This is a genomic window from Actinoallomurus soli (genome assembly GCF_024055715.1).
Taxonomy (GTDB): Bacteria; Actinomycetota; Actinomycetes; order Streptosporangiales; family Streptosporangiaceae; genus Actinoallomurus; species Actinoallomurus soli.
Genome location: NZ_JAMXMV010000004.1, coordinates 131,087 through 155,698 on the forward strand (window position 1 = coordinate 131,087; position 24,612 = coordinate 155,698).

18 protein-coding genes and 1 pseudogene are annotated in these 24,612 nt (G+C 72.2%); 7 read left to right on the forward strand and 12 right to left on the reverse strand.

Annotated features, from left to right (window positions below):
- Positions 1-41: 41 nt before the first annotated feature.
- Positions 42-2,123, reverse strand: a complete 2,082-nt coding sequence (locus tag NDW01_RS12475) for a hypothetical protein (RefSeq protein WP_252820051.1) — start codon at positions 2,121-2,123, stop codon at positions 42-44.
- Positions 2,124-2,184: 61 nt separating this feature from the next.
- On the opposite strand from NDW01_RS12475, the gene NDW01_RS12480 reads away from it, so the two are divergent.
- The 3 genes from NDW01_RS12480 to NDW01_RS12490 all read left to right on the forward strand — a co-directional run bounded on the left by NDW01_RS12480 (position 2,185) and on the right by NDW01_RS12490 (position 5,629).
- Positions 2,185-2,907, forward strand: a complete 723-nt coding sequence (locus NDW01_RS12480; RefSeq protein WP_252820053.1) for a TIGR03089 family protein — start codon at positions 2,185-2,187, stop codon at positions 2,905-2,907.
- A 34-nt stretch (positions 2,908-2,941) separates the two neighbouring features.
- Positions 2,942-4,375 (forward strand): LCP family protein, encoded by a 1,434-nt coding sequence (locus NDW01_RS12485; RefSeq protein ID WP_252820056.1) that lies wholly within the window; start codon positions 2,942-2,944, stop codon positions 4,373-4,375.
- 129 nt (positions 4,376-4,504) lie between these two features.
- Positions 4,505-5,629, forward strand: a complete 1,125-nt coding sequence (locus NDW01_RS12490; RefSeq protein WP_252820057.1) for an acyltransferase family protein — start codon at positions 4,505-4,507, stop codon at positions 5,627-5,629.
- Here NDW01_RS12490 and NDW01_RS12495 read toward each other — a convergent pair.
- From NDW01_RS12495 to wecB, 3 genes are read right to left on the reverse strand one after another with little or no spacing between them, the layout of a single operon-like run.
- Positions 5,559-7,793, reverse strand: coding sequence for a glycosyltransferase (locus tag NDW01_RS12495; protein ID WP_252820059.1), 2,235 nt, complete (start codon positions 7,791-7,793; stop codon positions 5,559-5,561). The two genes, NDW01_RS12490 and NDW01_RS12495, sit on opposite strands and share 71 nt — an antisense overlap.
- A complete protein-coding gene (locus NDW01_RS12500; protein WP_252820062.1) occupies positions 7,790-8,464 on the reverse strand; it encodes a hypothetical protein in 675 nt (224 codons plus the stop codon). The genes NDW01_RS12495 and NDW01_RS12500 overlap by 4 nt, the downstream gene beginning before the upstream one ends.
- Positions 8,457-9,524 carry a non-hydrolyzing UDP-N-acetylglucosamine 2-epimerase gene (gene wecB / locus NDW01_RS12505; protein WP_252820655.1) on the reverse strand — a complete coding sequence of 356 codons (1,068 nt, stop codon included), beginning with the start codon at positions 9,522-9,524 and terminating at the stop codon, positions 8,457-8,459. Before wecB ends, NDW01_RS12500 begins: the two co-directional genes overlap by 8 nt.
- Before the next feature lie 65 nt (positions 9,525-9,589).
- On the opposite strand from wecB, the gene NDW01_RS12510 reads away from it, so the two are divergent.
- From NDW01_RS12510 to NDW01_RS12520, 3 genes are read left to right on the forward strand one after another with little or no spacing between them, the layout of a single operon-like run.
- Positions 9,590-11,032 (forward strand): glycosyltransferase family 4 protein, encoded by a 1,443-nt coding sequence (locus NDW01_RS12510; protein ID WP_252820063.1) that lies wholly within the window; start codon positions 9,590-9,592, stop codon positions 11,030-11,032.
- A gap of 12 nt (positions 11,033-11,044) precedes the next feature.
- Entirely contained in the window at positions 11,045-12,313 is a 1,269-nt protein-coding gene (locus NDW01_RS12515; protein ID WP_252820065.1) for a nucleotide sugar dehydrogenase, read from the forward strand.
- A gap of 23 nt (positions 12,314-12,336) precedes the next feature.
- Entirely contained in the window at positions 12,337-13,419 is a 1,083-nt protein-coding gene (locus tag NDW01_RS12520) for a glycosyltransferase (RefSeq protein WP_252820067.1), read from the forward strand.
- Here NDW01_RS12520 and NDW01_RS12525 read toward each other — a convergent pair.
- Positions 13,416-15,200 carry an outer membrane protein assembly factor BamB family protein gene (locus NDW01_RS12525; protein ID WP_252820069.1) on the reverse strand — a complete coding sequence of 595 codons (1,785 nt, stop codon included), beginning with the start codon at positions 15,198-15,200 and terminating at the stop codon, positions 13,416-13,418. The two genes, NDW01_RS12520 and NDW01_RS12525, sit on opposite strands and share 4 nt — an antisense overlap.
- Positions 15,201-15,265: 65 nt before the next feature.
- On the opposite strand from NDW01_RS12525, the gene NDW01_RS12530 reads away from it, so the two are divergent.
- Positions 15,266-17,617, forward strand: a complete 2,352-nt coding sequence (locus tag NDW01_RS12530; RefSeq protein ID WP_252820072.1) for a HelD family protein — start codon at positions 15,266-15,268, stop codon at positions 17,615-17,617.
- 660 nt (positions 17,618-18,277) lie between these two features.
- Here NDW01_RS12530 and NDW01_RS44330 read toward each other — a convergent pair.
- From NDW01_RS44330 to NDW01_RS12560, 7 genes and pseudogenes are all read right to left on the reverse strand, one after another.
- Positions 18,278-18,490: pseudogene (locus NDW01_RS44330) on the reverse strand (helix-turn-helix domain-containing protein); the annotation flags it as partial.
- Positions 18,491-18,834: 344 nt separating this feature from the next.
- On the reverse strand, positions 18,835-19,695 hold the full coding sequence (locus tag NDW01_RS12535) for a glycosyltransferase family 2 protein (RefSeq protein ID WP_252820075.1): 861 nt from the start codon (positions 19,693-19,695) through the stop codon (positions 18,835-18,837).
- Entirely contained in the window at positions 19,692-20,483 is a 792-nt protein-coding gene (locus NDW01_RS12540) for a CDP-alcohol phosphatidyltransferase family protein (RefSeq protein WP_252820078.1), read from the reverse strand. The genes NDW01_RS12535 and NDW01_RS12540 overlap by 4 nt, the downstream gene beginning before the upstream one ends.
- Positions 20,461-21,516, reverse strand: coding sequence for an iron-containing alcohol dehydrogenase family protein (locus NDW01_RS12545; RefSeq protein ID WP_252820657.1), 1,056 nt, complete (start codon positions 21,514-21,516; stop codon positions 20,461-20,463). The genes NDW01_RS12540 and NDW01_RS12545 overlap by 23 nt, the downstream gene beginning before the upstream one ends.
- Before the next feature lie 17 nt (positions 21,517-21,533).
- A complete protein-coding gene (locus NDW01_RS12550; protein WP_252820079.1) occupies positions 21,534-22,265 on the reverse strand; it encodes a phosphocholine cytidylyltransferase family protein in 732 nt (243 codons plus the stop codon).
- Complete coding sequence (locus NDW01_RS12555) at positions 22,262-22,945, reverse strand: DUF5941 domain-containing protein (RefSeq protein ID WP_252820080.1); 684 nt, start codon at positions 22,943-22,945, stop codon at positions 22,262-22,264. The genes NDW01_RS12550 and NDW01_RS12555 overlap by 4 nt, the downstream gene beginning before the upstream one ends.
- Positions 22,942-24,597, reverse strand: coding sequence for a CDP-alcohol phosphatidyltransferase family protein (locus tag NDW01_RS12560; protein WP_252820081.1), 1,656 nt, complete (start codon positions 24,595-24,597; stop codon positions 22,942-22,944). The genes NDW01_RS12555 and NDW01_RS12560 overlap by 4 nt, the downstream gene beginning before the upstream one ends.
- Positions 24,598-24,612: the final 15 nt, after the last annotated feature.

The following is a 24,612-nucleotide window of genomic DNA, read 5'->3' on the forward strand; positions in this document are numbered from 1 at the left end:
AGTCGCCCACTCCGGTGCACGGTTCCAAGCGTACGCAACGTTCACCGTCCGTACACGGGAACGCTCATCCAGACGTTGATCGTCAGCGACCACGTGGTCCGGGGCGCCGAGACCAGGGTGCTCGCGTCGCGGCGGGTGTGGATGTGGAAGACCCGCCGGGCCTGGCCGTACGGCGCCACGTCGACGGAGTCGGCGCCGAGCAGCACCGGACGGCGGCCGGCCGCGGCGACCTTCTGGACCACGCGCCGGACGTCGTTCTCCGTCGGGTTCTTGAACCCGGCGGCGATGCGCACACGCGCGGTGGGCGTGCCGCACATCCCGCGGATGAGCTGGGCGAACCGGTCACCGGTGACGCGTTCGACGAAGAGCACCGAGGCGTTCGGGCCGATGGCCCGGCACATCGCCTGGGCCTGCGACACCTCGCGCTCCTCGGTCCGCATGACGGACATCGGCGCCGAGGCCCAGGCGGTCGGCGCCAGGATCAGCAGCGCGCCGGCGACGGCCACGACGGCCGCGACCCGCCGCCGGTCCGGGAGGAACCGCCGGGCCCGGCGCGCCAGCCAGGCGGCGGCCCAGAGTGCGAACAGCAGCAGGCCCGGGATCACCATGCCGATGAGCCGCCGGCTCGCCCAGGGGTGGTCGGGCGTGATGCCGGGCCGCCACAGGGTCGCCACGGTCGTCCAGACGATCAGCGCGTACGGCAGGAGCCAGGCGGTGCGGCGCCGCAGCAGCAGGTCGCGCAGGACGAGCGCGGCGCCGACGGCGGCCAGCAGGACGGCCGGGATCCCGATGTACCACGCCACCCAGTGCAGGCTCAGCTCCGAGTACTGGCGGTTCGGGTCGAGCGGGAGGTTCTGGGACCGCTGCAGGGCGGCGATGAAGGAGGCGTTCACCCGGTCGTCGGGGTTGTTCGGCACCCGGCGCACGGTCTGGAACATCGGGCGCGCCGCGAAGAACGCCAGCATCGCGAAGGTCGCCGGGAGTGCCAGGTCCGGCAGCCGGAACCGGGTGAGGTCCGGCAGCCCCCAGCGGCGGACCGCGAGGCCGGCGACCGCGGTTGCGGCGACCACCGCGACCGCGATGTACAGGAGCGGGTGCAGCGACGCGCTGAGATAGTGCAGGTACGGCCGGGACATCACGACGGCCTCGAGCAGTCCCGCGCCGACGCCGGCCGTGAGCCCCGCCGCCAGCGGGAGGCCGACGCGCCGCCGCAGCGCCAGCAGCAGCCCGGCGAACGCGACCACCGGCAGCACGTCGCGGATCCCGTCGATGCGCACGAGGATCGTCAGGCCCAGCGCCAGGCCGCCGAGCAGCGCCGGCAGGCGACGGCCCGAGCGGACCGCGTCGAGGATCAGGGCCACGCCGCCGAACATGAGGATCAGCGCGCCGGTCTCGCTGTAGATCGACCGGGAGATCATCATCATCGGCCAGGTCAGCCCGAGCGCGAGCGCGGCGACGGGCGCCCAGCGCGGGCCGATCAGGCGTCCGGCGACGCCCGCGAACGAGATGAGGGCCAGCGCGCCGATCAGCGGCATCATGGCCAGCGTCGCGTACGGGCCGCCGATCCAGGCGCCCGGCGTGACGGTCAGCGGCATCCCGGCCATGAACTGCGGGACCAGCACGCCGCCGCGCTGGTAGAACGCCGGGCTGCCGTACGTCAGCGCGCCGTCTCCGCCGCCGAACGCCCACCGCATCTGCGGGATCGGCAGCGAGCCGTGGTGCGCCAGCCAGGTCGCGAAGTTGAAGTACGACGCCGGGTCGCGGCGCACGACGATCTGCTGGGAGCACATCACGAGCTGGAACGCCGCGAACGCCGCCGCGATGACGAGGAGCCAGATCAGCGGCCGGTGGGAGGAGGACCCGCTCTCCCGCCGGTCCTCCGGCCGACCGCCCTCGGGCCGCCGGACGGAGGGCCGTACCGCCCGCAGGCCGAACCTCAGCGCGAGCGCCGCGACCGGCACGTACAGCGGGATCGCCGCCCAGGGGCGGAAGATCCCCGCCATCAGCAGCGGCAGCGCGACCACCAGCCAGGCGGCCAGGAGCAGGGCCGGGGCGACCGTCACGCGGGCGAGGAGGAGGTTCGCCCGAGATGCCCCGACTCCTCCGTCTATGTCGTTGTCCATCGAGTCCGGAGAGTAACGGCCGCGGGAGCCTGACGGCCCAGGGGCCGTAATCTTCATTTTCATGTCACATCCCGTTGAGCTCCTGCGCGGGGCCCTGGCCGCCGACCCGTCCCGTCCGCTCGTCACCTTCTACGACGACGCCACCGGCGAGCGTGTCGAACTGTCGGTGAAGACGTTCGACAACTGGGTGGCCAAGACCGCGAACCTCCTGGTCGACGGGCTCGGTGCGGTACCGTCCGGACGGGTGGCCCTCGCCCTTCCGGGGCACTGGCAGACCGCCGTCTGGCTGTTCGCATGCTGGTCGGCCGGGCTGACGGCGGTGCCGGTGGGCGACGGCGCCATCCCGGGCGATGCCGACATCGTAGCGGCGGGGCCCGCTCGGCTGGCCGAAGCGACCGCGTCGGCCGCCGAGGTCGTCGGACTGTCCCTGCACGCGCTCGGCGCGCCGCTGACGGACTGCCCGCCGGGCGTGACGGACTACGCGGTGGAGGTGCGCGCGTACGGCGACCGGTTCTCCGGCGGCCCGCTCGACGCCGATGCCCCGGCGGTGGAGCTGGCCGGGCGGACCCTGACGGGGACGGAACTCCTCGCCGAGGCCCGCGCGTTGGGCACGCCGGAGGGTGCCCGGGTGCTCACTACTGTGGGCTTCGACACACCTGAGGGTCTCCTGAGAGGTCTGCTCGGACCCTTGACCTCCGGCGGATCGGTAATAATCTGCCAAAACCTCGACAAGTCAGGTTTGGAGCGCAGAATCTCCGTAGAACATGTGACATCCGTGATCTGACTGGATCAGCCGTTCCACACCTTATGCCTAGCCGATGGGGCCGATGATCAGCGACTACGACTACCTGGACCAGGACTACCCGTCCGGCCCGCCGCCGAAGCGGGGGGTCTGGTGGCGCGTCATCGGCTGGGCGTCCATCGCCATGGCGGTGGTGCTCGTCGGAACGAGCCTCACCGCCTACGCGGCGTACCGCAAGCTCGAGGGCAACATCAAGCACGAGGACGTCACCGCCCAGCTGGGGTCCAAGCGCCCGCCCAAGCTCAACAACGCGCTGAACGTCCTGCTCATCGGCTCGGACCAGCGGAACGGCGCGAACGCCAAGTACGGCAAGGACGTCGGCGAGCGCTCCGACACCATGATCCTGCTGCATCTTTCCCCGGGCGGGAAGAAGGCCGTCGGCATCAGCTTCCCCCGCGACTCGATGGTGCCGATCCCCTCCTGCAAGACGGCCAGCGGCCACACCCTCCCGGCGCAGAGCGTCGCCATGATCAACTCCGCGTTCAACACCGGCGGCGCCGCCTGCACGATCCGGACGATCGAGTCGCTGACGAAGATCCGCATCGACCACTTCGTCAAGGTCGACTTCTCCGGCTTCAAGCGGGTCGTGGACGCCCTCGGCGGCGTCGAGATCTGCCTCCCCCAGCGCGTCGCCGACAAGAGCAGCAAGCTGTACCTGTCCGCCGGGCGGCACATCGTCAAGGGCGAGCAGGCGCTGGCCTACGTCCGCATGCGCCACGGCCTCGGCGACGGCTCCGACCTCGGCCGCATCAAGCGCCAGCAGAAGTTCCTCGGCGCGGTCGTGAAGAAGGCGACGAGCAACGGCACGCTGACCAACCCGTCGAAGCTGCTCGGCTTCCTCGACGCCGCCACCAAGTCGGTCACCACCGACAACGACTTCACCATCGACGAGATGAAGAAGGTCGCCGGCAGCGTGCAGGGCATGTCGGCCGGCAAGGTGCAGTTCATCACCGTGCCGTGGACGGCGTACGCGCCGGACCCCAACCGCATCGCCTGGAAGGAGCCGGACGCGGACAACCTGTTCGCCGCGATCCGCAACGACAACCAGGTGCAGGCCCCCGCCAAGGTCAAGAAGGTGAACCTCCAGCCGGCCCAGGTGAAGGTCGAGGTCCTCAACGGCACGGCGACCCCGGGTCTCGCCGGACGGGCCGGGGACCAGCTCAAGGCACGCGGCTACCAGGTCGTCAAGGTCGGCACCCTGACCGGGCCCAAGCCGGCCAAGACCGAGGTGCGCTACGGCGCCGGCGCCGACCAGCAGGCCGCGGCCCTGGCCCAGGTCGTCCCGAACGCCCAGCCGGTCGCCGGGCAGGGCACCCCGGCCGGCACCGTCGACCTCGTCCTGGGCCCCGACTGGGAGGGTCTCAAGACCTCGCAGTCGACCTCGATCCCGACCTCGACCGCCGCCGGAGCGGTGAACGCCGCCGCAGACGTCTGCTCGGACAAGTCCTAGACCCGTAGTAACTGAAAGGTTCCTCAGAGCACGGCCGTTGCCCTGCATGTGCCTCCGACTGTCGGTATGGTCGTTTCCCGACCCCTGGTTTCCGGGGCCCGGAACACCCGCCTCCAATCTCTGGAACCCATGACCTGGCCGACCGCGCACCCCGCACAGCCTCCGCTGAACCCCGTAGCCACCACCATCCCCGACCTGTTCGCCGTCTCACCGGCCCTGCCCGCCGTGCCCGCGACCCGCGCGCGCCGCCGGCGTGACCCGTTCTTCGACAACGCCAAGTTCCTGGCGATCGTCCTGGTCGTGATGGGCCACTCGATCGTCAACCTGCGCGACGTCCGGTTCGCGCACGCCCTCTACCTGTTCGTCTACACGTTCCACATGCCGGTGTTCATCGTGATCACCGGCTACTTCTCCCGGAACTTCACGTTCTCCGGGGGCAAGGCCCGCAAGCTGATCACCAATCTGGGCGTGCCGTACGTCGTCTTCGAGACGGCCTACTCCACGTACCACTGGGCGGTCGGGCACTCCGCCTTCCAGATCAGCCTGCTGGACCCGTACTACCTCACCTGGTTCCTGATGGCGCTGTTCCTGTGGCGCCTGTCCACGCCGGTCTGGCAGCAGATCCGCTGGCCGGTGCTGATCGCCCTGGTGATCTCCCTGCTGTCGGGCATGAGCGACCTGCCGAGCGAGCTCGAGATGCACCGCGTGTTCGGCCTCGTGCCGTTCTACGTCCTGGGCCTCGTACTCAAGCAGGAGCACTTCGACCTGCTCAAGCAGACCAAGGCCCGCGTGCTGGGGGCGCTGACGCTCCTGGTCGGGTTCGTCTTCACCTATTTCGTCGCCGACCGGCACATGACCACCGAGTGGGTGTACTGGCGCAGCCCGAACTCCACGATGCACGTCGACAACCTGACGGGCACCGGCATGCGGCTGGGCCTCATGATCGCGGCGACCGTCCTGGTCGCGGCGTTCCTGTCAGTCGTGCCGGCCAGGCAGACGTGGTTCACCAACCTCGGCGCCGCGACGCTGTACGCCTACCTGCTGCACGGCTTCCTCACGAAGCTGCTGGAGTACATGGGCTGGTGGGACGTGTCGTTCCTGCACACCATCCCCGGCGTGTTGCTGACCGCTGCGACCGGCGCGGTGGTGGCGACGCTGCTGTGCACCCCGCCGGTGCGCAAACTCATGCACTGGGCGCTTGAGCCGGATATGTCGTGGGCGTTCGTGCCGCTGCGGCGGCCGAAGAGGGCCTGAGCAGCTCCACCCACGCCTCGCCGACGAGATCGAGGGCGTAGGACCGCGCGACCTCCGCGTGGGCCTGCGCCCTCTCGTCGTTCCAGCGGCCCTCGGCGACCATCGCGGCGAGGTCCCGCGCCATCGTGGACGGCGACTCGTGGATCCAGCGCCGGTCGTAGATGGTGTCCGCGCCCGGCCAGGGCAGCAGCGCGGGCACCGCGCCGGACGCCATGCCCTCGGCGGGCGCCAGGTGGAAGCTCTCGTCGTCGCTGGTGGACAGCACGAAGCCGATGCGGCGCAGCCAGGCGGCGACGTCCGGCCCGGCCGGGTCGAAGACGACCGAGCGCGCCAGCAGCGGCGACCGCCGGATCCGCCGGAACAGCGCCTCGAACGCCTCCCGCTCCTCCGTACGGTTCCAGATCCACGGCAGGTCCCAGGGCAGCTTCGACTTCACGAACAGCGTGAACCGCGGGTCGTGGCGGCGCAGCTCCTCCAGGACGTCCACGGCCAGGTCGAGGCGTTTGCGCCAGGGCGCGATCCCGATCATGCCGAGATGGAACTGCGCGCCCGGGAGCTTGGCGCGGTGGAACTGCGCGACGTCCACCCAGTTGGGGATCACGGTGATCTTCTCGGCGGGCCAGCCGGTCATCTTGCGGGTCAGCTCCGCGTACGACGGGCTGACGCAGACGACCTGGTCGATCAGGTCGATGTCCAGCCGCCCCGGCCACGCGCCGTACAGCTCGAAGCGGTGCAGCCGGACGATGAGCCGCTGGTCCGGGCGGCCGTGCTTCTTGCGCCACTCGCTGTACCAGACGGCGTTCGGCCCGCACCACTCACAGATGATCACGTCGGCCCACTCGGCCAGTTCGGCGCTGACCTGCGGGTCGTGGGTGCCGAGGGCGGGCCAACGATCGACGCGCACCTCGACGTCCGGCAGCGCGCCGATGTGGTCGAGCAGCCGGGTGAAGAACTTCAGGTCGTGCCCGGCGACGACGATCCGCGTCGTACGCCCGGCCCCGTCGGCGCGCAGAGGCGGCGGGAACGCCTGCCGCAGGTACGTGCGGAGCCTCCCGGCCGCCGCGTCGAGGGTGAACGACCGTGCCGCGTCCAGGCAGCGGCGGCGGGCGAGCGCGTAGACCTCCGGGTCGGTCACCTCGGCGAGCACGTCGACGACGTCCTCCTCGGTGGCGGCGAACAGCGGGTAGTCCGCGCCGAGGAGGTTCTCGTGCATCGGCGTGCGGTTGAGGACCACCGGCAGGCCGAGCGCCCCCATCTCCAGGACCTTCGTGGACAGCTCCAGGCTCGCGTCGAGCTCCGGATGACGCCAGGACAGCCCGACGTCGCAGCCGGCCGACACCCGCATGGCCTCGGCCCGCGGGTGGCCGCCGTGCCAGGTGAGGCCGGGCGTCGACTCCAGGGCCACCCGCATGCGGCGGGAGAAACCCGGGTCCTTCCGGTCGTGGTGGATCTTGTCACCGATCATGTGCAGCTCGGCGTCGATCCGGCGGGCGGCCAGGCGGCGCGGCAGCCCGGTCATCTCGTAGGTGTTCCAGCGCGGCGCGAACTTGCCGGTGTAGACGAGCCGCAGCGGCCGACCGGGTGTCTTGTCCGCCGCCGGTTCCAGGCCCTCCGGCAGCGCGACCACCGGCGGGAACAGCACGCACTTGCCCGCCGCCTTGTGCAGCACGCCCTCCAGGTGGCAGCGCAGCTCCTCGGTCTGGCAGAGCAGGAACCGCGACGCCTTGGCGACCGCCGCCAGCTCGCCGCGCGTCCTGCCGTCCAGCTCGGCCACGGTCTGCGGCACATCGGTGAGGTACGTCCACAGCCGCCCGGCCAGGGGCGTCGCGGTCAGGCGTACGGCGAGGCGCTTCCCGCGCACGACGACCAGGTCGTACGGCCGCTCGGCGTCGAGCTCGGTGAGCAGCCCGGCCGCCTCCTCGACGGTCAGCGAGGTGGTCGCGTCCTCGGGCCGCCGCCGTACGGTCACCCCGGCCAGCCGTTCGAGCGGCTCGACGAGGCGCCCGGTCCGCACCGGGGCCTTGAGGACCAGCGTCACCTCGACGCCGGCGGCCTGGAGCGCCTGCACCATCCCCTGGGCCCAGATCGCGGACCCGTCGATGAGGTTGAGGTCGACGTCGCCGTACACGAGCGCGCGCACGCGTTCTCCTTCTCGCAGGATCATCGGAGTTCTTCGATGCCGAACCGGGCGCACAGGCCCGGCAGCGCCTCGCCGATCGGCGTACCGGGCGGGACCGTCGCGTCCCAGCCGAACCCGGCGATCGCCGGCGCGGAGCCGGCCAGCACGACGGGACGGCCCCGGTCGCGGGCGACGCCCATCAGGGCGAGCAGCGCCCGGTCGCGGTCCGGGACGCCCGGGACGCCCAGGTAGGCCCACGGGCCGCCGGGCTCCCCGGCGGCGGCGTCCACGAGCACCAGGTCCACGTCGGTCGTGTCGAGGACGAGGGCGGCGTCGTGCGGCATCAGCGGCACCACATGCGCGACCTCGCCCAGGGCCGCGGCGGCGGCCGGGCCGAGCACGCCGGCGACGACCAGGCCGGCCGCGGGCGCCGCCGCGATGAGCCGGTCCTCGTCGCGCGCGGTGAACATCGGGCGCTCGCGCGCGTCGACCGAGGTGACGACGTTCGGCGCGCCCCGGTGCCGCCACATCCGGTACAGCTCGCGCGGCAGCTGGACGACGCCCTTGCCGGGCCTGCGGGCCGCGTCGGTCACGGCGCGGCCCACCTTGAGGGACGTCGAGCCCTCCAGCGCGGCGACCCGCGCCTCCAGGATCTGGACCCGGGCCTCCCGGTCGGCCAGCGCCGCCTTGAGCCGGGCCACCTGCCGGTCAGCCACCGAGCCACCCCTCCACGACGCGGGCGATGCGCGGTCCGGCGTGGCCGTCCCACAGCGGCGGGTGCTCCCGCTCGCCGCGGCCGGCCGCCAGGGCCTCGGCGACGGCGGGGACGACGTCGTCGGCGGTGACGAGCCGGTTGGTGCCGTGCGTGATCGTGATCGGCCGCTCGGTGTTGGGCCGGAGCGTCAGGCACGGCACGCCGAGGATCGTCGTCTCCTCCTGCACGCCGCCGGAGTCGGTGACGACGGCCGCCGCGCCGCGCACGGCCGCGACGAACTCGACGTAGCCGAGCGGTTCGAGCAGGCGCACGCGCGGATGGGCGTCCAGCCCGGCCTCGGTGAGCACCTTACGGCCGCGCGGGTGCACCGGCATGACGACGTCCACCAGCTCGGCGATCTCGTGCAGCCGCTTGACCAGGCCGGCCGCGACCTCCGGGTCGTCGACGTTCGCGGGCCGGTGCAGCGTCGCGACGACGTACCGCTCGGGCAGGTCGTACGCCCGCCGGACGGCGTCGGCGTCGAACCTGCCGAGGTTCGCGAGCAGCGTGTCGATCATCGGGTTGCCGACGAAGTGGATCCGGTCGACCGCGACTCCCTCGGCCGCGAGGTGGCCGACCGCCTCCGGGCTCGTGACGAGGCACAGGTCCGACAGCTGGTCGACGAGCCGGCGGTTGACCTCCTCCGGCATGGTCATGTCGAAGCTGCGCAGCCCCGCCTCCACGTGGGCGACCGGGATGCGAAGCTTGGCCGCGACGAGGGCGGCGGCGATGGTGGAGTTCACGTCGCCGTACACCATGACGAGCTCGGGTGAACGCTCGATGAACTCCTTCTCCAGCGCCACCATGATCGCGGCGGTCTGGGCCGCGTGGCTGCCCGAGCCGACCTCCAGGTTCACGTCGGGTTCGGGCAGGCCCAGGTCACGGAAGAACACCTCCGACATGCGCTCGTCGTAGTGCTGGCCCGTGTGGATCACTCGCTGTCCGCGCCCCGTCTCGGACAGCGCGGCGATCACCGGCGCCGCCTTGACGAAGTTCGGACGGGCGCCGAGTACATGCGCGATCACAGTTGAGTTTCCCTTTCGTTCACGGACGATCCCTAACCTCGCCCGCCATGCAGGTGGCCAAGATGATCTTTTTCTGGTCGGTGCTCGCGTGGCGGCACGCGCGCGCCGATCCCCGCCGGGCGGGCCGGCTGGCCGTACGGCTGGCGCTCCGCGTGGCGCCCGGCCCGGTACGCGCGCGGTTCCGCGCGCTCGCCGCGCCGGCCCCGCAGCGTCAGGACCGCGAGACCGGGGAGCTGCGCGAGCTGCTCGACGACGCCGCCGAGGCGAAGCCGCGAACCGGGCGCGCAGCGTCCCGCCCGTCCGGGGAGCGGATGGCGGTGCTGCACCTGGTGACGAACGCGCTGCCGCGCACGCAGGCCGGGTACACCGTGCGGACGCACCGCATCGTGTCCGCGCAGCGCGAGCTGGGCCTGGACCCGCACGTCGTGACGCGGCTCGGCCACCCGCTGGCCCAGGGCGTCCGTGACACGCGGCCGCGCGTCGAGGTGGACGGGATCCCCTACCACCGTCTGCTGCCGTGGACGCCGCCGAAGGGCCCGGTGCGCGAGGTGCGCAAGGCCGCCGACCTGGCCGGACGGCTCGTCGAGGAGCTGCGCCCCTCGGTGCTGCACGCGGCCAGCAACCACCTCAACGCGGCCGTGGCGCTGGAGCTGCGCCGCAGGTACGGCCTGCCGGTGGTGTACGAGGTCCGCGGCTTCCTGGAGGACTCCTGGCTGTCGCGGGACCCGGCGCGCTCGACGAGCGATGACTTCTACCGGCTCACCCGCGAGCTGGAGACCGCCCGGATGCGCGACGCCGACCTGGTCGTGACGCTCGGCGAGGCGATGCGGGCGGAGATCCAGGGACGCGGCGGCGTCGGCGACGTGCTCGTCGTGCCGAACGCCGTGGACGACACCTTCCTGGAGCCGCTGCCGGACGGCGGGAAGCTCCGCGCCGACCTCGGCATCGCCGAGGGCGAGGTCGTCGTCGGGCTCACCTCGACCTTCTACGGCTTCGAGGGCATCGACACGCTGATCGAGGCGGCGGCGCTGCGGCGCGACTTCACGCTCCTGCTCGTCGGCGACGGACCCGAGCGCCCGGCGCTCGAGCGCCGGGCCGCCGAGCTCAGGGTCCCGGCGATCTTCACCGGCCGGGTGCCGGTCGATCAGGTACGTCGGTATCACGCAGTCCTCGATGTGTTCGCGGTCCCGCGGAGGGCGGACCGGGTGTGCCAGCTGGTGACTCCGCTGAAACCGCTGGAGGCGATGGCAGGGGGGCTCCCAGTAATAGCAAGTGATGTCAAAGCGCTCCGCGAAATCATCGAACCGGGCGTGACCGGCACGTTAACTCTTCCAGAAGACCCGGAAGCATGGGCGAATTGCCTGGACCAGCTCATTTACAGTCCGGAGCTACGCGGCGAAATCGGTCAGGCGGCCCGGGAATGGGTCGCGGCCCACCGCACCTGGCGGGCCGTCACGGCACGCTGTCTCGGCGCCTACCGGGACCTCGCCTCCGCAGCATCCTGAAGGGAGCCACTGGTGGATCTGGTGGTCATCGGACTTGGCTACGTCGGCCTCCCGCTCGTGCGGGAGGCCGGCCGCGCCGGCCTCCGGGTCGGCGGGCTGGACCGCGACGCCCGTGTCGTCGCCGGGCTCAAGGCCGGCCTGTCCCACGTCGACGACGTGAGCGCCGAGGACGTCGAGCGGATGCTCGCCGCCGGCTTCACGCCCTCACGGGACGAGGACATCCTCGACGGTGCGCGCACCATCGTGATCTGCGTGCCGACGCCGCTGTCGAACGACGGCGGCCCCGACCTGACGGCCGTCCGGTCCGCCGCGCAGACGGTCGCGCGGCACCTGGACCCCGGCACGCTCGTGGTGCTGGAGTCGACGACCTACCCGGGCACCACCGATGAGGTCGTCCGGCCGATCCTGGAGGAGTCCGGCCTGGTGGCGGGCGAGGACTTCCACCTGGCCTTCTCCCCCGAGCGGATCGACCCGGGCAACCCGGTGTACGGCGTCCACAACACGCCGAAGATCGTCGGCGGCCTGACGCCGTCCTGCGCGCACGCCGCGGCGGCCTTCTACGGCAAGTTCGTCGAGCACGTCGTGCAGGCCAAGGGCACCCGCGAGGCCGAGATGGCCAAGCTGCTCGAGAACACCTACCGGCACGTCAACATCGCGCTGGTCAACGAGATGGCGGTGTTCTGCAACGAGCTGGGCATCGACCTGTGGGACTCGATCGCCTGCGCCTCCACCAAGCCGTTCGGCTTCCAGGCGTTCTACCCGGGACCCGGCGTCGGCGGGCACTGCATCCCGATCGACCCGAACTACCTGTCGTACAAGGTGCGGTCCCTCGGCTACCCGTTCCGGTTCGTCGAGCTGGCGCAGGAGATCAACGACCGGATGCCGCGGTACGTCGTCGAGCGCGCGCAGGCCCTGCTCAACCGCGATGGCCTGGCCATGAAGGGCGCCAAGGTGCTCATCCTCGGCGTCACCTACAAGCCGGACATCGCGGACCAGCGCGAGTCGCCCGCCCGTCCGGTCGCCCGGCGGCTGCGGAAGATGGGCGCCGACCTGAGCTTCCACGACCCGCACGTCGAGAGCTGGGACGTCGACGGCGAGCCGGTGCCGCGCGCCCGCGTGCTCTACACGGCGCTCGCGGAGGCCGACCTCGCGATCGTCCTCACCGACCACCGGGAGTACGACCCGGAGAGCCTCACCCGGCACGCGCGGCTGCTGTTCGACACCCGGGGCGCCACGCGCCGCCTCGAGGAAACGGCCGCCGAACGCGTCGAATTGCTGTGACCTGGAATTCACCGGAAATTAAGATGCGGATATTCGTGTGTACCGTCGTGCACCATCCGGAGGATGCGCGAATTCTGCATCGGCAGATTCGTGCGCTGCTGGACGCCGGGCATGACGTGACCTTTGTGGCGCCGTTCCGGAGCTGCAATGTGACGCCCTGGCCGGAGATCGATCCGCTCGACGTCCCGCGCGCGACCGGCCGGAACCGGCTGCACGCGCTGCGGAGGGCGCGGCGCGTCCTCGCCACGCACGCGAAGGACGCCGACATCCTCCTGCTGCACGACCCCGAACTGCTGCTCGCGGTGCCGCGCCGGCTCCGCTCGCGCACCGTCTGGGACGTGCACGAGGACACCGCGGCGGCGCTGGGCGCCAAGGGCTGGCTGCCCGCGCCGCTGCGCGTCCCGCTGCGGTTCGCGGTGCGCTTGATCGAGCGGCGCGCCGAACGGCGGCTGAAGCTGCTGCTGGCGGAGGAGGGGTACCGCGACCGGTTCCGCCGTCCGCACCCGGTGGTGCCGAACACCACCAACGTTCCCGACCTGCCGCCGGCCCCGCCCGGCGACGACCGGATCATCTACGTCGGCCAGCTCTCGTTCGCCCGCGGCGTGCGGGACCTGGTCGCGCTGGCCCGGCTGGTGCACGCCGACGGGATCACGCTCGACCTGGTCGGCGGCGCCGACGCCGACGTACGGCCGCTGCTGCGCGACGCCCAGCGGGAGGGGATCCTCCGCTGGTACGGGTTCGTGCCGAACGACCGGGCGCTGCGCATGGCGGAGGGCGCCCTCGCGGGCCTCTCGCTCCTGCACGACAGCCCGAACTACCGGCACTCGATGCCCACCAAGGTCGTCGAGTACATGGCGCGCGGCATCCCTGTGATCAGCACGCCGAACCCCATCGCCGCCCGCATCGTCGAGGAGGCGGGCTGCGGCATCGTCGTGCCGTTCGAGGATCCCGCGGCCACCGCGGCGGCGGTCCGGCGGCTGCGCGAGGACCCGGAGCTGCGGCGGGAGATGGGCAAGCGGGGTCACGAGGCCGCCCGCGCGCGGTTCCACTGGCCCGAGCAGGCCCGCCTGTTCGTGGCCAAGCTGGAGGAGTGGGCCGGAGTCTAGGCGGCGGCGGGCAGGCGCGCGGCGATCACGGCGGCCAGCCGCGTCGCCGTGTCGGGCAGTCCGGAGCTCACGGTCACGATCGTGCGCCCGACCCGCATCACGACCGTGCCCGACGAGGTGCCGACCGCGTACGCCTCGTCGCCCGCGCGTACCCGGTCCCGCGCGCCGTTCTGCGTGTCGCGGGCCGCGGCGAACAGCGCCTTGGCGGTCAGGGCGTCGGGAGCGACCCACTGCACGGTCACCGACAGCTCCCCGGCCTCCCGCTCCGGCCCGTCGGGGTCCCGGCTCTTCGCACGACGCGGCCGGAAGGTGCAGCCCGCGGGCACGCGCAGCCCGTCGACGGCGGCCTGCGCCGGCTCACCGGAGTACCCTCGCGGCAGGTCGCGCTTCGGCAGCAGGGAGCAGGCGTTCGGCCACTGGCGCGCCGGCACGCCGGCCAGCTCCGGCGGGCCCTCACCGCGAAGACCGCCGCGCAGCGCCACCAGCCGTGCCGCGCCGAACGGACGGGGCCGCGCGGCCGGCGCGGCGACGTACAGGAGCCCGCCGCCCGCGGCGACCCAGGGCCGTACGCCGTCCAGGCCCGCCCGCAGCACGACGGGGATCGGCACCGTCGTGCCGTTCCCGCTGACGGGATCGATGACGTCCACCCCGGCGGGCAGCAGCGGATCGGCGAGCCGCGACCGCAGCCCGTACACGAGTCCGCCCGCGACCGTGAGCGCGTCGTAGCCGGGCATGTCCCGGTGCCAGGACGACAGCCCCGACGCGATGTCCACCGACTCCAGGCGACGGGTCGGCGTGGCGTCCTCGGGCCGGCGCCCCGTCTCGTACGCCACCAGCAGGTGCCCGGCGGTCACCGCGATCGGGCACATGTCCCGGCACAGGTCCTGACCGGAACGGTCGAGGAAGGCGTGCCCCCTCCGGTCGAACGCCTGGAGCGACTCACCGTCGAAGACGACCGTGACGTCGCCGCCGACCGCGAGCGCCGACCGCGCGGTGTTCCGGGTGAGCACCGTGAAGTCCGTGCGGCCCTTCGACGGGTCGACCACCAGGACCCGGTCCGCGTCCCCGCAGTCGATGCTGAACGCGGCGAGGCTCTCGCTGCTGTCCGAGGCGTACGGCACCGCCTCCGGCAGCAGGCAGCCGTGCGGGAGCCGTTTGCTCCACAGCCGCCGGCCGTTCTGCGCCGACCGGCCGTACAGCGTGTGCCGTCCGTCCTCGGTGACGAAGACCACTCCCCCGGCGGCCGGCCAGCGCAGCGTCGTACGGTCGATCGCGGCGGGCACGTCGCCGCGCTGCCGCCACAGCAGCGTGCCGCTCACCGCGTCCAGGCCGACCATGAGGCGGTTGCCGCGGTGCCCGGTCCGTTCGAGGTACGCGACGAGGACCTGTCCCGTGTGCGCCCAGCCGAGCATCGACCACTCGGCGCGGTAGTAGTGCCAGCGCTCCCGGCCGGTGCGCGCGTCCCGTACGTCGAGGCCGTGCCCGGACACGACGACGAGCTGGCCGTCCACGATCGTGTACGCCACCCGGTCGTAGGCGGGCAGGTCGCTGTCGCCGACGGGCGTGCTGAGCTGCCAGCTCGTCGTCACCGGCGTCGCCGGCGGCCCCAGGTCGGCCAGCGGCGGCCGTGGCGCGTGCGTGACGGTGCGGTTCACCTGCCACCACTCCGCCTGGAGGACGAAATGGTCGGCCAGCACCCCACCGACGATCACGGTCAGCAGGGCCGTCAGGGCGCTCAGAACGATGTGCCTACGGCTCCGCGCGGACTCGACCGTGATCACCTCCTGTTGATGCCACGCACCGCTGAGGGTACGGGGTTCCGGCGCTTCGCACCGATAATTGGCCCATGGTGCCGACCGTGAAGGACGAGCAGATGGCCGCGGAACAGTCCCGCGTCGACGAAGCCTACGCACGTCTGGAGGAGATGCGCGCGGCCGCTCGCCGGATGCTGGAAGAGGGCTACCGCCAGGCCCAGGCCGGCACCAAGGGATCGCTCGTCGACCGCGACGCGATGGTCCACCAGGCGGCGGTCCGCAGCCACGCGCTCGACGTCGCCGAGGAGGGCCTGGTCTTCGGCCGGCTCGACCTGGTCGGCGGCGAGACGCTCTACGTCGGGCGGATCGGCGTCCGCACCGGCGAGCACGACTCGCTCGTCATCGACTGGCGCGCTCCGGCGGCCGAGGCGTTCTACCGCGCGACCCCCGAGGACCCGCGCGGCGTCGTACGCCGGCGGGTACTGCACTGCCGGGGCCGCACGGTCGTCGACCTGGAGGACGACCTGCTCATCCCCGGCGCGCGGACGGACCTGACGATCGTCGGCGACGGCGCGTTCCTGGCCTCGCTCGCCCGCAGCCGCGAAGGGACGATGCGCGACATCGTCGCCACCATCCAGCGCGAACAGGACGAGGTGATCCGCTCCCCGGCCGACGGCACCGTCATCGTCCAGGGCGGCCCCGGCACCGGCAAGACCGCCGTCGCCCTGCACCGGGTGGCGTACCTGCTGTTCCGGCACCGGCGCAGGTTCGGCTCGCGCGGCGTGCTCATCCTCGGGCCCAACCCGCGCTTCACCGCGTACATCGAGCGCGTGCTGCCGTCCCTGGGCGAGGGCGGCGCCACGCTGCGCTCGCTCGGCGACCTCGTCCCCGGCGCGGAGGCGACCGCCCACGACGTCCCGGAGCTCGCGCGCGTCAAGGGCGCCACGATGATGACGCGGGTGCTGCGGCGGGCCGTGCAGGACGCTCCCCCGGGCAGTCCGGACACCCTCCGCACCGTCTACCGCGGGGTCGTGGTGTCGCTGGAGCGCGAGGCCCTGGACCGCATCCGCCGCGAGGTCCACCGCACCGCGCACGGCTCGGTCAACACCGCCTACCCCCGCGCCGCCGACCTGCTCCTCGGCGCGCTCTGGGACCGTTTCCTGGAGGTCGGTGGCCCGGACGACGCCCCTGGGACGTCCCGCGCCGCGTTCACCGCGCACGTCCGTGACGAGCGGCGCTTCGTCGAGTTCCTGCGCTCCTGGTGGCCGGTCCGCCGCCCGGCCGACGTGCTGCGCTCGCTCACGGACCCCGATCGGCTGCGCCGCGCCGCGGGCCGCTCGCTGAACGACCGGCAGCTCCGGCTGCTCGCCGAGTCTTGGGGCGGCCCCTGGTCCTACCTCGACATCGCGCTGCTCGACGAGGCCGGCGCGATCCTGGGGCCGCCTCCGCGGCCGCCGCGCGGCAGGAGGCGCAAGGCGGAGGACCCGTTCGTCATCGACGGCGTCAACGTCTTCACCGGCGAACGCGTCGAGACCGAGGACGACGACGAGCCGACGCTGCGCGAGCTCACCACGTACGTCGAACGCCGCGAACAGGCGATGCGCCGCGACGACGAGGAGGACGAGGACCTTCCCGTGGAGTACGCCCACATCGTCGTCGACGAGGCGCAGGACCTGTCGCCGATGCAGTGGCGCATGCTGGGCCGGCGGGGCCGGACGGCCACCTGGACGATCGTGGCCGACCCCGCGCAGAGCGCCTGGGAGGACGCCGCCGCCGCGCGCAAGGCGATGGACACCGCGCTCGGCCGCCGGCCACGCCACGCGTTCGAGCTCACCACCAACTACCGCAACTCCGTCGAGATCGCCGAGGTCGCCGCGAGAGTCCTGGCCCGGGCGGTCCCCGAGGCCCGGCCGGCCCGCGCCGTCCGCGCCTCCGGACACCGCCCGGTCATCCGCCACGTCCCCGCGCTCGACGGCAACGTGCGCGCCGAGGCGGCCGCCCTGGCCGACGCGGTCGAGGGCACCGTCGGCGTCATCCTGCCCGTGGGCCACCCGGCGCCCTGCCTGCCGGACCTGCCCGAGCGGGTCCAGGTGCTCGACGCCCTGGAGGCGAAGGGCCTGGAGTTCGACGCCGCGTTGATCGTCGAGCCGGGAGAGATCGCGGACTACGCTCAGACGGGACTGCGCACGCTCTACGTCGCCGTCTCCCGCGCCACCCAGCGCCTCACCGTCCTCACCACCGCCCCGGACTGGGAGGCCCTCCTGTCCGGCACCGCGCCCGATAACGGCATCACGGGTAGCGCCGCACGGGGCAGCACCCCAGGCGGCGGCACCAGGCCGGGCGGCACGGCAGGAGACGACGCCAGGCCGGGCGGCACGGCAGGAGGCGACGCCGGATCGGACAGCGCGATAGGGGGCGGCGCCGGGTCGGGCGGCGCCGGATAAGAGCCGCGGACGGTTCATCCGGTCGAGGACCCGGCGCGCGTAGCCGTCGCTGGTCTGGATCTCGGCGAGCGGCACCACGGGGAGCCGCACCCGGGTCAGCATCGGAATCCTGCGCCGGAAGGAGGTCGCGCGCAGACACTTCTGCGGCAGGTCCTCGATCTCCGTCCACAGCACGGGGGCGAACTCCTCCACCAGCCGGATCCGGAACTCCCCGTGCGTGCACTTGTACGTAAAAGGGTCCCTCCCCGAGGCGCAGGGCGGCATGCGGCCGTCGGCGTCCGCCCCAGCGGTCCCGGAGAGGTCCTCCACATCCTCCTCGGCCGCGCGCGGGTCGAGGGACATCGGACCACCCCACTGGAGCCAGTAGGAGTTCCACCGGGAGGCGCGCATCTCGTCGAGCAGGTCCGTCAACCGCTCCAGTGAGTCGGGGTCGCGGGGAACCGCGAGCTCAAAGGCGGTGACGGGGACCGGCGCTCCCTGCAGCGCCGCCGCCATCAGACCGTCGGCGAGGTAGGGGGTCTCGGCGAACCAGGAGACGAAAGACGTCAACTCGATCTTCCAGCCGGCGATCCGCTCCTTCAGCGGCCGCCCGGCCGCGGCGGCGATGGCCGCGTCGATCGCCTCCCATCTCGGCCGCGCCTCCAAATGGAGCTCCAGCTCCATCGCCTCCAGGATCCGATCGGCCAGCGGAAGGCTGATGTTGCGCGTGCCCCGCTCGATGGCGCTCAGCATCGCCACACTGGCGTCGCACAGGTCGGCGAGATCCCGCAGAGACAGCCGCCGCGTCCGCCTCGCCTGCCTGATCAGCGCCCCGATCCGCCGACTGCTCCCTCCGGACATGACAGCATCATGCGCCGTGATCACGGTCGCCATCCACCGCCGTCCACACCCTGTGGAAAACTCCCGTGCCCGGAGGAAGGGCCCCAGGGCCTGCGTGACATGAGACCGAAGCCGAGGCCCCAGGGGTGGGGGCACCTCTTCCGGGGCCGTCCACTGACAGGAGAATTCGTCTACTGACAGTGGACGGCCCAGAACGAGGCACGGCAGCCTGCAGGCTGCTTTCGTCCCGATTCGTGGCGTCCTGACGTCCCGCCGTGCTGACGTCCCGCCGTGCTGACGTGCGACCGCTTGGTCGCCAGGCCGCACGGCTGGCCGCTGGGTCGGCGGCTGGTCGCTGGGGTGGTGGCGGCCGGGACGGCGGCCGGTCGCGGAACCGCCTAAATGACCGGGGGGCGGCCGAGGCGGGTCATGCGCCAGACGGTGCGCCAGGAGATGGCGCGTCGCCTGCCGGCGGGCTTGCGCCAGCCCTCCAGGAAGCCGCTGAACCAGGGGCGGAGCGCGGCCGGCTTGCGTTCGCGCAGGACCGTCATCCCCGTCCACACGCCGAGGTAGACGAGGACGAGCGGCCAGGGCAGGTTGCGCCGGGCCAGCCAGACGCGGTTGCGGGCGTTGAGCCGGTAGAACATCTCGTGCCGGGTCGGCGCGACGGCCGGGTGGAACATCACCGACTCGGCGTCGTACACGATGCGGTATCCGGCGTTCAGCGCCTGCCAGGCGAGGTCGGTCTCCTCGTGGGCGTAAAAGAAGTCCTCGGGGAGCCCGCCCGCCGCGTCGAACGCGGCGCGGCGCATCGCGCAGGCGCCGCCGAGGAAGGTCGTGACCTCCGAGGAGCGGAGCGGGTCGCCGGCGCGGAGCCGGGGAACGTGACGCCGCTCCCCCGGGCCGCCCTCGGGGTCGCGCACGCGGAAGGACACGATGCCGAGCTTCGGGTCGCGGGTGAACATGTCCCGCAGCCGCGCGCCGAGCTCCATCGACTCGTACCAGCCGTCGTCGTCCAGGAAGAGGATGAGCTCGCCGGACGACGCCTCGACGCCCCGGTTGCGGCCGGCGGGGATGCCGACGTTCTCCGGGAGACGGAGGACTCTGACGTTGTCGGGCCAGGAGCCGGGGACGTCCGCGCCGTTGCCGACGAGCACGACCTCGATCTCGACGCCGACCTGGCCCAGCGCGCTCTTGACCGCGCGTTCGAGCTCGACCGGCCGGTTCCCCATGGTCAGCACGACGACCGAGATCCTCATTTGAGCCTCCGGGACGCCACGATGCTGACGAAGTGCAGGCCGGTCTGCAGGACGGCGACGACCGCGACGGCGACGGCGAGGACCCTTGTTGCGGTCAGGCCGTGCGTCAGGTGGTCGATGACCGCCGTGGCCACGATGAGCAGCGACAGCTCCACCGCGCCGATGATCCGGTGGAACTTCAGCAGCGACGCGGCCTCGCGGGCCAGCGCCAGGCCCGTCGACTCCGGGCGCAGCGCGCGGTCCCCGGTCGCGGGGTCCGCGGGCAGGCCCGACTTGGCGCGGGCGACCACGACGTTGTCGGTCTCGGCCTTGATCAGCGCCGCGCCGAGCGCGGCGAGCAGGCCCAGCTCGACGTAGCCGCCGTTCTCCCACGCGCCCTGGGCCCGTACGCCGAGGCCGACCAGCAGCGCGACCTCGGACATGTAGTGCCCGATCCGGTCGAGGAAGACGCCGGTGACGGACGTCCGCTTGCGGAACCGCGCGACCTCGCCGTCGGAGCAGTCCAGCAGGAGATACGCCTGGATGAGGAGGGCGCCGACGATGGCCCAGATCAGGCCCGCCGTTCCGCGGCCGTCGACCGCGACGGCCGCGCCGCCCAGCACGCCGCAGGCGATCATCATGTAGGTGAGCTGGTTCGGGCTGAACCCGATCCGGATGAAGAGCCAGGTGAACAGGGGCGAGATGCTGCGCATGTACAGCCGTCCCGCCCAGTGCTCTTCGTTCCGGCGTTCCTTGAGGCCGGGTGGCTGTCCGCCCGCCCGAACCTCAGCCAGCGAAGGTGCCGACATATTCGCGTACCGCTTTCAGCACAGCGCCCTCGTCGAGTCCGAGGTGCTCCAGGATGGTGTACCGGCCAGGCCGTGTCTGGGGAGCGTAGAACACCGCCTCGGCGAACTGCTCCTCGGTCAGACCGATGTCATGCGGTGTCTTGGGCAGTCCGTGACGGTCGAGGCACGTCACGATCTGCGTGAGGCGTTCCGCGCCCTCGCCGAGGTGGGTGGCGCGCAGGTGGTAGCAGAACGCCGCGCCGATCCCCGCCAGCTCGCCGTGGTTCGCGGTGCCGGGGAACAGGTGGTCGATCGCGTGCAGGATCTCGTGGTCGCCGCCGCTCGCCGGACGTGAGGACCCGGCGAACGACATCGCCATCCCCGACAGCACGAGCCCCTCGGCCAGCACGGTGAGGAACTCGTCCGACTCGATCGACCTGGGCTGGTAGATGAGCGCCTCAGCGGCCGTACGGGCGAGGGTCAGCGCGAGCCGGTCGATCGGGTCGCCCTGCTCCCGGCCCGCCAGCAGCCAGTCGTCGACCGCCGAGAAGTTGCTCAGCACGTCGCCGATCCCGGCGCGGACGAGCCGCTCCGGCGCGGCGCGCACGTAGTCCAGGTCGACGACCATGGCCAGCGGCATCGCCACGCCGAAGGAGTTCTTGCCCTTCTCGTGCTCCAGGGAGGCCGTCGGCGAGCAGATGCCGTCGTGGGAGAGGTTCGTGGCGACCGAGACCATCGGCATGCCGGCGAGCGTCGCGGCGTACTTCGTCGCGTCGATGGTCCTGCCGCCGCCGATGCCGACGACCGCCTCGTACGAGCCGCTGCGCAGCCGGGACCCGAGCTCCATCGCCGCGTCGACCGTGCCGCCGTCGACGTGGAACACCTCGCACGCCTGCAGGCCCGGCCGTACGTGCTCGGCGATCTGGTCGCCCTGCCCCGGCCCGACCGCGATGGCGACGCGGCCCTCCGTGGCGATCCGCCGGTCCGCGAGCAGCTCCCCGAGGTGGGCGATGGCCCCGCGCCGCACGTCGATGGACAGCGGCGCGGGGAGCATCCGCGTGAGCAGCGGCATCAGTATTCCTTGGCGATCCGGCGGGCCTTCTCCAGGTCGTCGTGGTTGTCGACCTCGACCCAGTCGACCGCGCCGATCGGGGCCACCGAGATCCTGCCGCCGCGGTTCACCAGCTCCTGGTAGCCGTCCTCGTAGTACAGGTCGGGGTCGCGCTCCCAGGTGGCCTTCAGCGCGTCGGCGAGCGGCTCGGCCGCGGCGGGCTCCAGCAGCGTGGCGCCGATGTACTCGCCGTACGCCTCGGAGGGGTCCATCAGCTTCGTGATGCGCTGCAGATGCCCGTCGGCGTCGAGGATGACCTTCATCTCCTCTTCCGCGAGCTTCTTGACGTCGTCGACGGCGAGGAGGATGTCCGGGCCGCGGTTCTCCAGGAGGGTCTTCTCGACGCTCACCGGGTGCACCGTGTCGCCGTTGACCATGAGGACGCCCTCGCCGAAGTGCTCACGCGCCAGCCACATGGAGTAGGCGTTGTTCCACTCCTCGGCCTTGTCGTTGTGCACGAGCGTGATGGACACGCCGTACCGGCTCTCCAGCGCGGCCTTGCGCTGCTCGACCGCCTCGGCGCAGTAGCCGACGACGATGACGACGTCGGTCAGCTCCACCTCGGCGAGGTTCCCGAGCGCGATGTCGAGAATCGTCGTGTCACCGTCGACCGGCACCAGGGCCTTGGGCAGCGTGTCCGTGTACGGACGGAGACGTCGCCCCGCGCCCGCGGCCAGAACCATGCCGATCATGAGCCGGCTTCCTCCTCATCCTCGAGATTGACCATCACGCCCTTGCCGGTACCGGTCCGCACCCAGGTGTAGACGCTCTCGATACCGAACAGCAGGGCGAAGTAGACACCGAGCACGGCCAGGACGACGGGCAGCCTGCCCACGAGCGCGGCGATCGCCACGATCAGCAGGCGGCCGTCCCAGCCGAGGCCGGCGACGAACACCCATCGGGCCGGCCACAGCCGCTGACGCGTGCGGTAGACGGTGTCGTAGTGGTGGTAGGCCAGCACGCCCAGGAAGGCGTAGACCAGCGGCTTGGAGACGTCGTGCGCGAAGCCCAGCGTCGCGAGGTAACCGTACTCGATGGCCCGCATGAGCGGCGGCACGAGCCAGTCGAGGCGCCCGCTGTGCGGATGCGTCGAACCGGGACCCGCCAGCAGCAGCACCAGCACCGGAGCGAAGACCGCCGGGCTGGTCTGGCCGCTGACGCCGACCCCCAGCAGGATCGCGGTGACGATGCCGGCGACGAGCAGCGGCAGCAGCGGCGGAAGCTGGCCCTTGGTCAACCGGCCCAGCGCGTGGGCGATCGGGCCGTCGTCGCGGTAGGCGACCAGCCGGCTGCCGTGGTAGGCGAGCTCGGCGTCGGGGACCGGGGCGGCGGCGGGCTTGCCCGCCGCGGACATACCAGGGAGGACACTCATTTCGAAACCGCCACCGACCTCGGCTGGGTGAGGGACCGGAGGATACGGCCGGCGATCGTGTAGAACGCGGCGACGCCACCCCACGTGAGCAGGGCGATGAACGTCACGCGCGCGTTGAAGATCGCCGCCGTGAGGGCGATGAGCGCGAACCGCTCTCCGATCGGAAGCACGATCATCTTCTTGAACCAGTGGAAGACCCGGACCTGCTCCGAGCGCGCGGACAGCCAAACCGCGAGGTGGCTGAGACCGCGGCCCTTGGGCCGGCTCTTCGGCGGCTCCGGCTCGTCCAGCATGCTGTCACTGGGCGTGCCGAGCGGAACGACCGGGATCGGCTCGGGCGGCATGCGCCGCTTCGAGGCGCCGAACGCGAAGTCCACCATGTGCCGGCAGGTCTGCGCCGTGATGGCGGTCGCGGCGAGGAACCACACGTCGCCGCCGTGCGCCGAGCTGCCGACCGCCGCCGCGGTGGAGCCCACCGCGAGGCCGGCGAACACGGTGTACTCCTTGGCACGGTCGAACGTCGCGTCGAGCCAGGCGCCGAGCGTGCTGAACTGCCGGGTGTAGCGGGCGAGCTGCCCGTCCACGCAGTCGAAGACGAACGCGAAGTACAGCGACAGGCCGCCGAGGATCATCCCCCACCGCTGGCCGGTGGCGAAGAACCCCGCGGCGATGATCGAGATTCCCATCGAGATCGCGGTGACGGCGTTCGGCGTCCAGCCGCGCCTGCCGGCCCAGCGCGCGATGTAGCGGGAGTAGGTGCTGACCGCGTAGGTCGTGAAGAAGCCGTCGTTGTTCTTGACCGCCGCGGTGAGCCGGACCTTGTCCTCGTCGACGGAGTCGACGGCCCGCTGGGCCGCGTCCGCCTGCGTCTGATCCAGGACCCGCTCGCACACCAGCGTGCTGTTGCCGCGGCCGGTGACCTTCACCCCCGAGCGCACCAGGCCGACGACGAGCAGTGCCGGCGCGTCGTCTCCGGTGATCGGGGTGGTGGCCAGGGCCTCGAGGTGCACGCCGCCGGCCTGCTCGATCTCGACGTCCCCGGTGTCCTCCGGGTCGTCCCACAGCCGGCGGAGCGGGCTGATCTGCGTGAAGCCGTCCGGCTTGTCCGCGAGGTCGGCCAGTCTGTCGGCCACCGTGGCGAGCGTCCCGGTCTCCTCCTGGGAGACCCGCACGATGCCGCGGAAGACGGCGTTCGGGTCGGTCACCTGGTGGTACGCGGAGCCCGCGGACTGGATGCGGCCCTTGCGGATCCGGATGAGAGGGCGGGTCAGCCGGTCGTCGTTCACGGGCACGCGGGCGACGGCGGCGGAGGCGGGCGCCTTGGAGTTGTAGACGAGCCGCGCGAACACCTCGCGGTGGGCGACGACGTCGCCGTGCACGATGAGCATCGGCCGTTTCGCGGTGCGGGCGACCCGGGCGATCTCACGCAGGTCGTCGGCGAGCCCCTTGGACTCGACGACCTCGCAGCCGGCCTCACGCAGGGCGGCGGCGAACTCGGGGCGGGCGATCACGCGTCTGTCGGCGATGTCGAGGGACTGGAGCTGGGCGAGCAACCGGGTGACGACCGCGGCGCCGCCCGGGAGTGTGAGGCCGGCCGTCGGCGTGGAACCGGACGCGACCGCCTCGGTCGCGAGAACCACTGCCAACGTCATCGGCACCCTCCGAAG